11 protein-coding genes are annotated in these 13,158 nt (G+C 73.0%); 6 read left to right on the top strand and 5 right to left on the bottom strand.

Annotated features, from left to right (window positions below; translation table 11 throughout):
* Together ACJOT3_RS02445 and ACJOT3_RS02440 are read right to left on the bottom strand one after the other, a co-directional pair.
* Positions 1 to 1,429: WXG100-like domain-containing protein (locus tag ACJOT3_RS02445; protein WP_489685955.1), on the bottom strand; the 1,429-nt coding region annotated here is incomplete at its 3' end.
* 380 nt (positions 1,430 to 1,809) lie between these two features.
* Complete coding sequence (locus ACJOT3_RS02440) at positions 1,810 to 2,733, bottom strand: helix-turn-helix domain-containing protein (RefSeq protein ID WP_406968254.1); 924 nt, start codon at positions 2,731 to 2,733, stop codon at positions 1,810 to 1,812.
* A 316-nt stretch (positions 2,734 to 3,049) separates the two neighbouring features.
* On the opposite strand from ACJOT3_RS02440, the gene ACJOT3_RS02435 reads away from it, so the two are divergent.
* From ACJOT3_RS02435 to ACJOT3_RS02425, 3 genes are all read left to right on the top strand, one after another.
* Positions 3,050 to 4,852, top strand: coding sequence for an NPP1 family protein (locus ACJOT3_RS02435; protein ID WP_406968252.1), 1,803 nt, complete (start codon positions 3,050 to 3,052; stop codon positions 4,850 to 4,852).
* A 140-nt stretch (positions 4,853 to 4,992) separates the two neighbouring features.
* Complete coding sequence (locus ACJOT3_RS02430; RefSeq protein ID WP_406968250.1) at positions 4,993 to 5,679, top strand: alpha-ketoglutarate-dependent dioxygenase AlkB family protein; 687 nt, start codon at positions 4,993 to 4,995, stop codon at positions 5,677 to 5,679.
* 360 nt (positions 5,680 to 6,039) lie between these two features.
* Positions 6,040 to 7,134, top strand: coding sequence for a magnesium and cobalt transport protein CorA (locus ACJOT3_RS02425; RefSeq protein WP_406968260.1), 1,095 nt, complete (start codon positions 6,040 to 6,042; stop codon positions 7,132 to 7,134).
* Between the two features lie 30 nt (positions 7,135 to 7,164).
* Here the strand turns inward: ACJOT3_RS02425 and ACJOT3_RS02420 are convergent, their stop codons facing one another.
* Together ACJOT3_RS02420 and ACJOT3_RS02415 are read right to left on the bottom strand one after the other, a co-directional pair.
* On the bottom strand, positions 7,165 to 7,932 hold the full coding sequence (locus ACJOT3_RS02420) for a DUF1266 domain-containing protein (protein WP_406968248.1): 768 nt from the start codon (positions 7,930 to 7,932) through the stop codon (positions 7,165 to 7,167).
* 106 nt (positions 7,933 to 8,038) lie between these two features.
* Positions 8,039 to 9,631 (bottom strand): hypothetical protein, encoded by a 1,593-nt coding sequence (locus tag ACJOT3_RS02415; protein ID WP_406968245.1) that lies wholly within the window; start codon positions 9,629 to 9,631, stop codon positions 8,039 to 8,041.
* Between the two features lie 231 nt (positions 9,632 to 9,862).
* Here ACJOT3_RS02415 and ACJOT3_RS02410 point away from each other — a divergent pair, with 231 nt between their 5' ends.
* Positions 9,863 to 11,254: a GH1 family beta-glucosidase gene (locus ACJOT3_RS02410; RefSeq protein WP_406968243.1), complete on the top strand. Its 1,392-nt coding sequence runs from the start codon at positions 9,863 to 9,865 to the stop codon at positions 11,252 to 11,254.
* A gap of 178 nt (positions 11,255 to 11,432) precedes the next feature.
* The gene (locus ACJOT3_RS02405) at positions 11,433 to 11,999 is read left to right on the top strand and encodes a TetR/AcrR family transcriptional regulator (RefSeq protein ID WP_406968258.1); all 567 of its coding nucleotides are present in this window, start codon (positions 11,433 to 11,435) and stop codon (positions 11,997 to 11,999) included.
* Positions 12,000 to 12,084: 85 nt separating this feature from the next.
* On the opposite strand, the gene ACJOT3_RS02400 is transcribed toward ACJOT3_RS02405, so the two are convergent.
* Positions 12,085 to 12,315, bottom strand: a complete 231-nt coding sequence (locus ACJOT3_RS02400) for a hypothetical protein (RefSeq protein WP_406968241.1) — start codon at positions 12,313 to 12,315, stop codon at positions 12,085 to 12,087.
* Between the two features lie 292 nt (positions 12,316 to 12,607).
* Here ACJOT3_RS02400 and ACJOT3_RS02395 point away from each other — a divergent pair, with 292 nt between their 5' ends.
* Complete coding sequence (locus ACJOT3_RS02395) at positions 12,608 to 13,153, top strand: DUF3995 domain-containing protein (RefSeq protein ID WP_406968239.1); 546 nt, start codon at positions 12,608 to 12,610, stop codon at positions 13,151 to 13,153.
* Positions 13,154 to 13,158: the final 5 nt, after the last annotated feature.

Raw genomic sequence — 13,158 nt, 5'->3', positions numbered from 1 at the left:
TGTGTTCGGGTGGTGGGGTCGAGTCGAGGCGGTCGCGGGTGGCGTTCAGTTCTGTGTCGAGGTCGGGTCGGCCGAGGTGGTCGATGCCGTTGATCATGGCGGAGGTGATGGTGTTGGACAGGACGCTCTCGACGGCGCCGGTGAAGGCGGAGGAGGGGTCGGCCTTCCATTCGCCGGTGGTGATGCCGTTGGCGAGGAGGTCGCCGGTGTATCCGGCGAGGGCGCCGTTGATGGCGGCGTCGCCGCCGATGGTGTTGAGCTGGGTGGTCCAGTGCGCACCGAACCGGTCGATGTCACGCATCAGCGTGTCGGGCACGGTTTGGGCGAGGTGGCGGTTGACGGTCGGGGGTAGCCCGGAGTCGGCCAGGGTGCGTTGGAGTGAGGGGACCAGGTCGGGGGTGCCCCATTGGCGCATGAAGGTTTCGGCGTAGTTCTCGCCCAGGCGTCGTGCGGCCTGGTCGCCGATCTCGGGTCCGAGGTTGCGTTGGAAGACGTTCGCGAGGTCGTTGCGGAACGCGGTGGCCGATCCGGCGGTCTGCCAGGGGAGCTCACCGAGTCCCCGGTTGGGATCGTAGGGGACGGCCAGGGATTCGCGGTTGCGGGTGAGCACGTCGGCCAGGTCCTCGTTGATGGAGTTCCAGGCCTCTCGTGCGGGTGGTGTGGGGGTGTTGCGTCCGGGGTTGGGTGTGGGTATCGCGGTGCGTGGGGGTGGGGGGAGTCCGCGGAGGTTGCGCAGGGCGGTGTTGAGGAAGGTGCGGAACTGGCGGCTGAGCAGGGCGGACAGGCCGGTGGACAGGAACGCGGAGACGATGCCGCTGATCGCCGCGCCGATGTGGGCGCCCGAGGTCAGGTTGGCGTCGTGGTGGTCGCGGGTGCCGTTGTCGATCTGGATGCGCTGGATGATGGAGTCCAGCGACGCGAACAGCTGCGCGATGATCTGGTGCGGGACCGCGGTGGAGATCGCCCAGATCAGGATGCGTCCGATCAAGAGCGACCGCAGCCGCTGGAACATCGGGATCCAGTTCAGGGACGCGCCGAAGGTCCACTTGGCCATCGCGATGGCGAACGCGATCTCGGCCAGCAACGCGACGAGTTGGCCCCAGATCATCATGACCATGTACTCGGCGGTGGCGGCGCCCTCGCGCATGCTCCGCGACATGGTGCCGGCCAGGTCCCCGGCCTGGCCCACGTAGTCGTTGCGGCCGGTGGTGAACTGGTCCAGGGCGCGGGAGTAGTACTCCGAGGTGCGTCCGTCGAAGGTGTCCTGGACCCTGCGCCGGGACGCCGCGATCATCGGCCCGAGCTCGTTCAACCGTCGGGCCATGTCGGCGTAGTGCTCGCCCAGGGCGCGCATGGCGGCGGGGTTGGCGGTGGGGTATTGGATGCCCGTCAGGCCGTAGAGGAGATTCCTGGCCTCTTGTGTGGGCACGACGCCGATTCCCCCTGGAACGCGCGAACGAGATCGGTCGGGGGAATCCGGTGCTCGTCCGGCCACCACGGTTCGGCTTATCGGACAGCCGAGAAAGCCGATTTGTTAAAGCGCGTACCAAGGTCGCCGAGGGTCAGATAAACGTGGAGTCCCCGTCCGGTCCGACGGCACGATCCTAGGCCGGAGAGCAGTCCACCACGTCGGCAGTGCGCCGCTTTCGCCGAGTGTTGGACGCCCGTTCACTCACATCACCCGCCTGTCGGCGGAGAATCCGATGCCCCGGGGCTCCTCGGTGAAATTCACATGAATGGACACGCGGGAGAAATGCCATGACCGAAGTGCGGGTGCCCTGAAAAAGTTGTATCTGGTTCATCTTCTGTTCAGGATCGGTCGGATCCGGAATGGATTCCGGCGTCCTGCCCCGACCCACCGGTCATGGGGTAAGCGGTGTGCAGGGAGCCGAGCAGGGCCAGCGCCTCCTCCGACGGGCTCCCCGGCTCGGCCTGGTACACCACCAGCTGCTGTCCACCCGAGTCGTTGACGGTGAAGCTCTCGTAGTGCAGGTCCAGGTCGCCCACCGCGGCGTGGTGCAGCGCCTTGGTGCCCCCGCCTTTGCCGCGGACCTCGTGGCGCGCCCACAGGACACGGAAGTCCGTGCTCTTGAGGGAGAGCTCTCCGACGAGGGCGCCCAGCCGCGGGTCGTCCGGCCGCGTCCCGGCGGCCTTGTGCAGCTCGGCCACGACCGCGGCGGCGGCCCGGTCCCAATCACGGTGGAACACCCGGGCGGCCGGGTCGAGGAAGGTCATGCGCGCCATGTTGTCGGTGGTCGCGAAACCCGAGTGCAGGGCCCGGGCCAGCGGGTTGCGGGCCAGCAGGTCCAGCGTGGGGCCCAGGACGAAGGCCGGGGTGCCGCTCCACCGGTCGAGCAGTCGCAGCAGCTGCGGCCCCACCCGCTCGGCGCGCTGCGCCCCCGCCCGCTCGGCTCGGCGCGGTCCCCGGGAGCGGAGTCCGTCGGCGCGCGCCAGCCGCCGCAGGTGTCCGGCGGCCTCCTCGTCCAGCAGCAGGGCCCGGGCCAGGGCGTCCAGCACCTGGGGCGAGGGGTGGCGCTCCCGCCCCTGTTCGAGACGCATGTAGTAGTCGGTGCTCACCCCGGCCAGGACCGCGACCTCCTCCCGGCGCAGGCCCGGCACCCGGCGCCGCTCCGAGCCCGGGAGCCCCACATCCCGGGGCCGGACCCGGTCCCGCCGCGCCCGTAGGAACCCCTCCAGCGTGGCCGGAGGCTCGGCGGCCTCGTCGATGTCCATGACCTCCAGGCTAGGCCGCCCCCGGCCGGGCGGACAGGGGCCAGGGTGGGTGTGCCGCACCCACCCCCGCGCCGGAAACCCACCCCCGTGCCCTCGCACCGGGAGCCCGCTCCCGCCCCGGACCCGGCTCCCGATGGGTGATCCGCGCCACAGCACAGGCACCGCCCCGGCGCCGCGGACCCCTCCCGGACCGGAACGCCACCCCTCCATCCGGCCGCGAGCTGCGACGATGCCCCTCCGGAACCGCGACGGCACCCCGACCCGCCCGGCGCCGGGGGACTTCCGGCCCCGCCACATGCACTAATCTGGCGCGACCATGGCCGCGAAAACTGATCTCGAACTCCTGCGCGCCCACGAACCCGTGCTCATGTGCACCAAGGGAGAGCTCTTCTTCCCCGCCGACGTGGACGCCTACGTACGCAACTGCAGCCTGTGGATCGAGGAGCCCGGCGGTAAGGAACGCGTCATCGTCCCCGCCGAAGAGCTCGACCTCGACCGCCTGGCCACCGCCGAGGAGGAGTGGCCCGGACGCCACAAACACCTGCGCTTCGTCCAGGAGGACACCCTGCGCGAGGAGGCCCGCCGCTTCAAGGGCATCGCGCGCACCGTCATCCCCAAGAGCGGCCGCCTGGCCGCCGTCGGCGTCCTGGGCCGCATCCTCGACATCCTGATGAAGCTCTCCCTGCTCATCCGGGGCGCGGTCCCGGGCGGCGTCACCTTCGCGGCGGTGACCCGATACCGGGAGCGGGTCGACGACGGCAACGCCACCTACTACGGCCGGGTCACCCGCGAGGGCGGCTACATCATCCTCCAGTACTGGTTCTTCTACGCGATGAACGACTGGCGGACCATCTACGGCGGCGTCAACGACCACGAGGCCGACTGGGAGCGCGTCACCGTCTACGTGGTGGAGAACCCCGACGGCACCACCCGCCCGGTCTGGGTCGGCGCCTCCTCCCACGAGTACCACGGCGACGACCTGCGCCGCAGCTGGAACGACCACGACCTGCACCGCGACGGCGACCACCCGATCATCTACGTCGGGGCGGGCTCGCACTCCCACCAGATGCTCCCGGGCGACTACCTCATCCAGGTCGACCCCTCCGTCCTCCGCGGCCTGCTCAACGCCTGGAAGTGGGTCACCCACCGCATCTTCCGCGCGGACAGCGCCATCAACCGCCACGGCATCGGCGTCCCCTTCGTCGACTACGCCCGCGGCGACGGCGAGCGCCTGGGCCCGGGCGGCGACCGCCAGTGGAACGCCGTCGTCATCGACGACGACACCCCCTGGGTCAAGGGCTTCCGCGGCCTGTGGGGCCGCGACACCCGCGACTTCTTCGACGGCGAGCGTGCCCCCAGCGGCCCCCGCTACGAACGCGACGGCACCATCCGCCGCTCCTGGGCCGACCCCCTGGCCTGGGTGGGCCTGCAGAAGGTCGCCCCCACCGAGGCGGCCGCCCGCGCCGAGCTGCGCTCGCACGTCCTCACCCTGGAGGAGCGCATCCGCGAGTACGACGCCGACATCGTCAAGCGCCGCGACCGCCTGCGGCAGCTGGACTCGGCCCGCATGGTGCTGACCCGCGAGGCCAACACCCGGCCCCGCTCCCGCGCCTACGCCGAGGAGATCGCCACCTTGGAGAAGGAGCTGGCGGGCGTCTACGAGAAGCGCGTCCTGACCGCCGACGAGCGCGACTGCCACCTGCGCGCCCTGGAGTCGGAGACGCCCCTGGTGCCCCGCCCGACCGAGCACCTCAAGGCCCCGCACCTGCCCTACTCCTCGGGCGAGCAGCGCCCCACCCGTTTCCTGCACCTGTGGGTGGCCCTGAGCACCCCGCTGCTGCTGATCGCGCTCGCGCTGCCGCTGTTCCTCCTGGAGGGGCAGTTCACCTTCTACGCGATGATCGGCGTGGTCGTGGCCTTCGCCGCGATCGACTCGATCGTCCGCCGCAAGTTCGTCCAGTACCTGACCGGGCTGGCGGTCCTGGCGGTGGTGGTCGGGCTGGTGGTGGGCATCGTCGCGGCGTTCGTCGTCAACTGGCGCATCGCCGTCACGGTGCCGGTGGTCGCCGTCGTGGTGCTGCTGCTCGTGGTCAACATCCGCGACCTCATGCGCCGCTGACCCGCGACCGCCCCGCCCCCCGTCCCGGCCCCGAACGCGCCCCCGCCCCACGGCGGCGGGCGCGTTCTCGTCTGTTCTGTTCTGTTCGTCGTCCGTGCTCGTCGCCTGTGTTCGTCCTCCGGGGCGGGCACCATGGGGACATGAGCGACACGCTGTTCACCGGCCCCCCGGTGGAGATCGCGCCGGGGGCCGTCCACCTGCCGGGATGGCTGTCCCCGGAGCGGCAGGCCGCCCTGGTCGAACGCTGCCGGGAGTGGGCCGTGGGGCCCGCCGGGATGCGCCACCACACCCTGCCGCGCGGCGGCCGCATGTCGGTGGGAATGGTCTCCCTGGGCTGGCACTGGAAGCCCTACACCTACGGTCGCACCCTGCCCGACGGCACCCCGGTGCGCCCCTTCCCCGCCGAACTCGGCGACCTGGCGGCCCGCGCGGTGGAGGCCGCCTACGGCGCCCCGCCCGACCCCCAGGCCCCGCCCTACGACGTCGCCCTGGTCAACTTCTACGACGCCGACGCCCACATGGGCATGCACCAGGACCGCGACGAGGCCGCCCTGGAACCGGTGGTCTCCCTCAGCCTGGGCGACACCTGCGTCTTCCGCTTCGGCAACACCGAGACCCGCACCCGCCCCTACACCGACGTGGAACTGCGCAGCGGCGACCTGTTCGTGTTCGGCGGGCCCTCCCGGCTGGCCTACCACGGGGTGCCCCGCACCCGGCCCGGCACCGCCCCGCCGGCACTGGGCCTGACGGGGCGCCTCAACATCACCCTGCGCGCCTCCGGCCTGCCCGCCGACCCCGCCCTGAGGGGAGACGAGCCGGGCCGGTGACCGCTCGACCGGCGTTCCCCGTGGTCGCCTCAAGGCCCGCACCCGCTGCGACGAGGCGATCGCTCGGGCGCACCGGGCCCCCGGGCCGCTCGACACCGAACGACATGGGGTGTCCGATCCCGAACCCCGACCCCGACCCCGCGCCGCCGCCGCGGGCGTGTCGGGGAGCGCCCGCCACCCGTGGGCGGCCAGGATCGTGCACGGCGGCGCCACCGACGACGAAAGGGCCCCCGCGTGAACACGGGCGAACCCGGACCCCACGAGCCCACACCCCACGATCCCCGCACCCCTGAGCACGATCCCCGCACCCCTCGGCCCAGGCCGCGTTCCGGCAGCGGCCTCCCCGCCCCCGAACGCACCCTGGCCCTGGGCCGTGCGGGCGCCGCCGCGCCCGCCGACACCCCGCCCGGCCCCATGTGGATCCGCCTGTACCGGGACGGCCGCCCCGACGGGTCCGCCGACACCCCCGCCCGGGCCCGTGACGCCCTGGCCGGGCACGATGGCCGCATGGCCTGGATCGCCCTGGCCGACCCCGCCCGGGACCAGCTCACGGACCTGGCCCGCGTCTTCGAGCTGCCCCCGCTGGCACTGGAGGACGCCGTCGTCGCCCACCAGCGCCCCAAGGCCGAGCTGTACCGCGACGTCCTCTTCGCGGTGCTGCGCCCGGCCGGGTACGACGAGGACGCCGAGGCGGTGCAGGTCGGCGAGGTCCACGTCTTCGTCGGCGGGGACTTCGTCATCACCATCACCCACACCGGGCAGCTGGACCTCACCGCCCTGCGCCTGCACCTGGAGGGCGACCCCCGCCTGCTCGCCCACGGGCCCCTGGCGGTCCTGTACTCCGCCCTGGACCACGTGGTGGACGCCTACGCCCCGACCGTCGCCGCCCTACAGGAGGACATCGACGAACTGGAGAACGAGGTGTTCGCCGGGGCGCGCGACGCCTCCCGGCGCACCTACCGGCTGGCCCGCGAGGTCATCCTCCTCCAGCGCGCGGTGGACCCGCTCGGCCGGGTCCTGGAGGACCTCATGGCCCGCCTGAAAGATTCCATCGAGGGCCGCGCCCACGGGCCACGCCCCGACGCACCCCATCCCCGCGGCCCCCGCCCGCGCGGGGACCGCGGCGGCCTGGAGCACCTGTACGGCCACCTGCGCGACATCGCCGACCACGAGGCCGCCGTCCGAGAGCGCGTCGACGGGCTCGGCCAGCTGTTGCAGAACATCATGTCGGTCAACGGCACCCTCGTCGGCCAGGCCCAGAACGAGGCCATGAAGAAGGTGTCCTCCTGGGGCGGCATCCTGGTCGTGCCCACCCTCATCGCCTCGATCTACGGCATGAACATCCCGCCCGGGCCAGGCTTCCACTGGACGTTCAGCTGGTTGCTCGCCCTGCTCCTCATGGGGCTGTCCAGCCTCGGCCTGTTCCTGCTCTTCCGCCGCAACGGCTGGCTGTGACCCCGCCCCCGATAGGCCGCCCGACCCCGCTCACATCCGCCAGGGCAGGTTGCGCCACGGGCTCTCGGGGTCGGTGACCAGCACCTGGTGCGCCTTCACCGAGTCCGTGTAGTACACCCCGAACTCCCCGTCGTCGAACCCCATCGCCCGCCCCAGGGTGAACCCGGCCGACATCTCCTCCCACGACCCGTGGTGGCGCATCGACATGGCCCCCGCCCGGACGATGTACGGCAGGGCCGCGTCCTCGGCGGCGTACCCGGCGTTGACGCCCCACCGGGCCAGGTTGACGGCCCGGCCGAAGTCGTAGGCGCGCACCGTGCGCACCACCGCGCCCCGGGGCAGCACCCCGTCGGCGGCCATGCGCTCCTCGTACTCCCACACCCGGGCCGCCTCGACCACCATCTCGTCGTAGGTCTCCCGGGGCGCGCCCCGCTCCCGGCACCAGTACCCGATGAGGTCGGGCCAGGCCCCGGCGTCGAAGGGGACCCCAGGGCGGGAGTCCACGGCCCGGGCGCGCAGCTCCAGCACCAGGGACAGGGCGGTCGGCTCGCGGTCCGGGCCGGTCAGGGCCGCCAGGGCCCGCTCCCACCCGGCGCGGTCGGTGATGCCCCAGGACGAACGCAGTTTCTCGCGGTCGTCGCGCGCGTCACAGCACGAGCAGGCGGAGTGGACCGCGTTCCACACCCCGCCGTTGGCCACGGGCATGTGCGCGCCGTTGGCGAAGGCGTGCGCCAGCGGCCCCTGGAACACGCCCCGGGGGTCGCTGCGCAGCCGCGGCCTCTTGGTGAACAGGCCCATCTCCGTCCGCCTCTCACGGTCCTTCGAACCTCGCACGGTCCCTGGGAGCCCAGGATCCCAACACCGCCCGGCACCGCCTAACGCGGGTCGAGCCGTCCAACACCGCCTAACGCGGGTCGAGCCGCGCGGAGATCTCGTCTGCCAGCGTCCGCGCGGTGCTCTCGTGCGTCCGGGCGTCGGCCAGCCGCTGCTGCCACCGCTGCGCGGCCTGGTCGGCCTCCCTCCGCAGCCGCTGCACCCGCTCCCTGTTCATGTCCGTCGCGTTCCCGGCCTCCCGCAGGTCGTACATGAAGGCGCCGCCCGCGCCCACCGCGCACACGACGGCCAGGACCCACGCGAACCCGGACTGGGTCACCAGGCCGAAGAGCACCAGGAGCACGGCCGCGACCCCGAGCCCCCACATGTAGGTACGGCCGCCGTGCTCGGCGGGGTAACGGGTGGCCAGCTGCGCCTCGGCCCGGTGCATCTGCGCCGAGGTCAGGCCCTGTTCGGTGATCTCGACCCGGACCCCCTGGACGGTGATGGTCGTGGACTCCGGCAGCGGGGTGGCCGACCGCCGCAGCAGGTCGTCGACGGACCTCATCACGGCCGGGCGCTGCAGGACCAGCGCGAAGGTGCTGCGGTGCGGGGTGGCCTCCGAGGCGCGCAGGTCCTCCCGCAGCAGGTCGGCGACGGTGCCGACCTCGTCGTCCCAGCCGGGCCTGCGCCCGCCGCCGCCCCCGCCCTGTTCGATGATCGCGCGCAGCTCGTTGGCGCGGGCGATGAGCGGCGCCTCCTCGGGGGTGCCCTCGCCCACCAGGGCGACCAGCGCCTCGGACAGGAAGGACGCGCTGCCCTCGTCGGGTGCGACCCCCTCCACGTGGGTGTCCTCGCTGCCCAGGGCGGTGATGCGGGCGATGTCCTCACGCAGGGCGGTGAGCCTCCCCACGGCCGTGGCGCGGGCGTTCAGCGCCCCCTCGCCCTGGACGGAGGCGGCGCCGCCCCCGCCGCCCCCGCCGCCCCCGCCGCGCCCGGTGCGGGAGGACCGGCCCGAGGACCCGGCGGGGGCGGGCGGGTCGAGCGGGGGCAGCTCGGCCTCGATCCGGGTCCAGTGCCGCAGGGTGGAGAGCAGCAGGTGCTCGCGGGCGTCCTCGCCCAGGGACCCGTCGGCGGTCAGCATCCACAGGGCGCGCCGGCCCCGGGTGACCTGCTCGTCGGGGGCGGGCAGGTGGGGGAGCAGCTCGCCGGGGCCGCCCAGGGTGCGGGCGTACTCGGCGCGGGTGAGGGCCGTGGCCAGGACCGAGAAGGCGGCGGCCCGCTCGGGGTCGCGCCGGGCCGCCTCGTCGAAGTGCAGGGGCGCCTTGGCGGGGGAGCCGGTGAGCAGGGCGTGCAGCCCGTGGGCGGCGGGCAGGAGCCAGTAGTCGGGGACGTCCTCCAGCTCCAGGGCGGCGGGGACCGTCCCGTCGAGCATGGCCAGGACACGGTGCCGGGCCAGGGCGTGCGGGCCGAACGCGGCCAGGGTGGCGCGGATGTCGCTGAGTTCGATGAAGGCGTCCAGGGTGGCCGAGACCCGGTTCAGCCGCTGTTCGAGGCTGCCGCGCAGGCTCGACAGCTCCGAGCGCATCCGCTTGCGCTCGGAGTGCAGCATCGAATGGGCCGAGCTGACGTCCTCCTGTAGCTCCCTGATGCGACGGTTCTGCGAGTAGTCGATCCAATCCATGCCCGTTGCGTCTCTTTCCAGGTGTCCGGGGAGGTGTGCGCTGGGGGTTCGATGTCCGCGGGAGGCCGCGGGTTCCGCATCCGGGCCGAATGTGAGCGTTCGGTGACCCGGGCGGATCCCCGCGGCCACGGGGGTGGTGGCGCACGGTATCGGAAGCACTACCCAGAAGGGATTGGTAATACGAATCGCCGGGCCTAGCATGGGAGCGCTCCCGCTCCTGGAAGGCCACCGATGGACCACCCTGAACTGCCCCCGCACCTGCTCTTCGGTACCGCCACCGCCGCCTACCAGATCGAAGGCGGGGTGCACGAAGGCGGTCGCGGCCCCTCCATCTGGGACACCTACTCCCGCACCCCCGGCCGGGTCGCCCGCGGCGAGACCGGCGACGTCGCCTGCGACCACTACCACCGCTACGAGGAGGACGTCGCCCTCCTGGCCGCCCTGGGCGTGGACCTGTACCGGTTCTCCGTCGCCTGGCCGCGCGTCCAGCCCACCGGCGCGGGCCGCCCCAACCCCGAGGGGCTGGACTTCTACGACCGGCTCGTCGACACCGTCCTGGCCGCCGGGATCGACCCCGCCCTCACCCTCTACCACTGGGACCTGCCCCAGGCGCTGGAGGACACCGGCGGCTGGCGCGCCCGCGACACCGCCCACCGCTTCGCCGAGTACGCCCGCGTCGTCGCCGACCGCCTGGGCGATCGCGTCAACCGGTGGATCACCCTCAACGAGCCCTTCTGCACCGCCTTCGTCGGCCACGCCGTCGGCCGCCACGCCCCCGGCACCCGCGAGGGGACCCCCGCCCTGGCCGCCGCCCACCACCTGCTGCTGGCCCACGGCCTGGCCGTCGGCGAACTGCGCGCGGCCGGCGCCGGGGAGGTCGGCATCACCCTCAACCCCGACCACCTCGTCCCCGCCACCGGCTCCGCGGCCGACCTGGCCGCCGTCGAACGCGCCCGCACCCTGCACAACCGCGTCTGGCTCGACCCCCTATTCGCCGGGGCCTACCCCGGCAACGAGAAGGAGGTGTGGGGCGACCTCGTCGACGACTCCCTGCGCCGTGACGGCGACCTCGCCGTCATCGGACAGGACCTGGACTTCCTCGGCGTCAACTACTACCGGCCCATCAAGCTCCGCGACGCCCCGCACACCGAGCCCGACCCGGCCGCCCGCACCGCCGTCGACATCGGCACCGAACAGGTCGCCTACGAGGGCGTCCGGCACACCACCATGGGCTGGCCCGTGGTCCCGGAGACCTTCACCGAGATGCTCGTCGACCTGGACCGGCGCTACCCCGGGCTGCCGCCGATCTTCATCACCGAGAACGGGTCCGCCGAGGACGACCTCCCCGACGCCTCCGGCCGGGTCCGCGACACCGACCGCATCGCCTACCTCCACGACCACCTCACCGCCCTGGCCGCGGCCATCGACGCGGGCGTGGACGTGCGCGGCTACTTCGTGTGGTCCCTGCTCGACAACTTCGAGTGGGCCTACGGCTACGAACGCCGCTTCGGCCTGGTGCGGGTGGACTACGACAAGCTGACCCGCCACCCCAAGGACAGCTACCACTGGTACCGCGGGCTCCTCACCGACCACCGCGCCCGCCGCGCCGCGGCCCGGGACTGAGCCCCTCCGACGCCCCGCCCACCCTCCGCCCCGTGTTGGAAAACGTCACGATCTGCGGCAAGCTGTCGGTGTCCGCGCACGGGGCGCGGGGGGCGGAGACGAACGGAGGCGCGGCATGACGACGCCGCTGGAATCATCGGGCCCGGGCACCAGCGGCAGCCTGCGCGCGGCCCAGCGGATGTTCCAGCTGCAGAACAGCCTCGTGGAGCTGCTGGGCACCAAGCCCTTCAGCAGCATCTCCTACAAGGAGATCACCGAGGGCGTCGACATCGACCGCTCCACCGTCTACCGCTACTACAACCACAAGAACCAGGTGCTCCAGGCCGCCGTCGACGTGCGCCTGGCCACCTTCGCCTCCCGGCTGGACCTCACCTTCGGCCGGATGGAGTCCATCGACGGCTACCTCGGGCGCCTCATCGACGCCTGGATCGAACTGTGGCTGGAGTCGGGCCCGGTGCTGGCCGCCGCCTCCGGGCTGGGCGCCGAGCCCGGGCCCGAACGCGACTGGTGGCGGGGCTGCATAGAGCCGTGGATCGAGGCGGTGCGCGAGGCCGTGGAGGTCGCCCGGTTCGTGGAGGAGCTGCCCAAGGACGGGCGCCCCGCCCTGCCGCTCGCGGAGATGACGGTGGCCCTGTGCCTGTCGACGTTCACCAGTGAGCTGACCGTCCCGCACACCGAGGGGCACCGCACGGCGGTGCGCGACCTGCTGCTGGACGCGGTGCTGCGCATGCTGGGCCGCCGCTGAACGCGGTGCGCGTCGCCCGGCCGGGTCGGCCCCGGCCCGCTCGGTCCTGGTCCGGTCGGCCCCGGTGGCGTGCGGCCCGCCCCGGTCAGCCCCGGCGGCGGGCGATGTCGCCGAACGCGCCCACGACGGCGCCCAGGGCGAACATCGAGGCCTCGTCCTCGTCCATGTGGACCAGCCCGGCGGGCAGCAGTACCCGGTAGGGCTTGTCCTCCTCGTGGGAGAGGATCTCCAGGCCGTCGATGATCCCCTGGCCCTTCAGCATGAGAAGGGCCTCCTCGACCCTTCCCCTGCGGTCGCCGCGAGACCAGATGGACATCGTTCAACCCTCACTAGGCCCGGGGCCGTCGCGAGCGGGCGCACGGCGACGCGGTTCCCGTCCGGACGGGCCGACAACCCCAGTGATACCACTCGCGCACCCGGCGTACACACCCTGTCCGGATTCTCGTGCTTGTCCGGAAGCGGCCAGTGGTCGGGCTTTGCGGTCGTTGGGGACGCCCGGGGCGGGGACCGGGCGCTCCGGGCGCGCGGGTACCTTCGACCACGACAGCGTCCGCGGCCGGCCCCGTCCGCCCCGAGATCCGCCCCCGAGATCGGAGAGCCGAGCGACCATGAGCACGACCGGACCCGCGGCACCCGCGTCCCCCTTCGCCCCCGTGGTGACCCCGCGCTGGCCCGCGTACGCGACCTTCCTCTGGGCGTTCGCGTTCGCCCTGCTCAGTCTGTACTGGGCGCTGGGCGGGGAGTGGCTGCTGGACACCATCGGCGCGGCCGTCACCGAACCCGCGCGCGGCGGCGACCCGGCGGTCGTGGCGGCCGTGTGGGCCTCCGTCGCGGTCAAGTTCGCCGCCGCGGTGGCGGCGCTCGGCCTCCTCCAGCGCTGGGGGCGGTGGTTCCCCGGCTGGTTCCTGGTGGGCGGCGGCTGGCTGGCCGCCGGGCTGCTGGTGCTGTACGGCGGTGCGGGCCTGGTGCAGCAGCTCCTGATGGCGTCCGGGGCCGTCGAGGTGTCGGAGACCTTCGCCCCCGTCCTGTACTGGCACCTGTTCCTGTGGTCGCCCTACTGGCTGCTCGGCGGTGTCTTCTTCGCGCTGTCCACCGTGCACCTGTCCCGGGCCCTGCCGCGCGGGGGCCGACCCGACGCCGGGGTGGGCCGGTGAGCGGG

Origin of the sequence: Nocardiopsis protaetiae, assembly GCF_045446735.1 — a bacterium.
In the GTDB taxonomy this organism is placed as follows: domain Bacteria; phylum Actinomycetota; class Actinomycetes; order Streptosporangiales; family Streptosporangiaceae; genus Nocardiopsis; species Nocardiopsis protaetiae.
Note: the sequence above shows the minus strand (reverse complement) of the source record. Positions and strands in the feature narration are given on the sequence as shown.

Coding starts and splice junctions, on each gene's coding strand:
- ACJOT3_RS02435 (WP_406968252.1), top strand. CDS start 3,050: ATGGCCGCGAAAACTGATCTCGAACTCCTGCGCGCCCACGAACCCGTG.
- ACJOT3_RS02405 (WP_406968258.1), top strand. CDS start 11,433: ATGTTCCAGCTGCAGAACAGCCTCGTGGAGCTGCTGGGCACCAAGCCC.
- ACJOT3_RS02420 (WP_406968248.1), bottom strand. CDS start 7,932: ATGGGCCTGTTCACCAAGAGGCCGCGGCTGCGCAGCGACCCCCGGGGC.
- ACJOT3_RS02400 (WP_406968241.1), bottom strand. CDS start 12,315: ATGTCCATCTGGTCTCGCGGCGACCGCAGGGGAAGGGTCGAGGAGGCC.
- ACJOT3_RS02410 (WP_406968243.1), top strand. CDS start 9,863: ATGGACCACCCTGAACTGCCCCCGCACCTGCTCTTCGGTACCGCCACC.
- ACJOT3_RS02430 (WP_406968250.1), top strand. CDS start 4,993: ATGAGCGACACGCTGTTCACCGGCCCCCCGGTGGAGATCGCGCCGGGG.
- ACJOT3_RS02440 (WP_406968254.1), bottom strand. CDS start 2,733: ATGGACATCGACGAGGCCGCCGAGCCTCCGGCCACGCTGGAGGGGTTC.
- ACJOT3_RS02415 (WP_406968245.1), bottom strand. CDS start 9,631: ATGGATTGGATCGACTACTCGCAGAACCGTCGCATCAGGGAGCTACAG.
- ACJOT3_RS02395 (WP_406968239.1), top strand. CDS start 12,608: ATGAGCACGACCGGACCCGCGGCACCCGCGTCCCCCTTCGCCCCCGTG.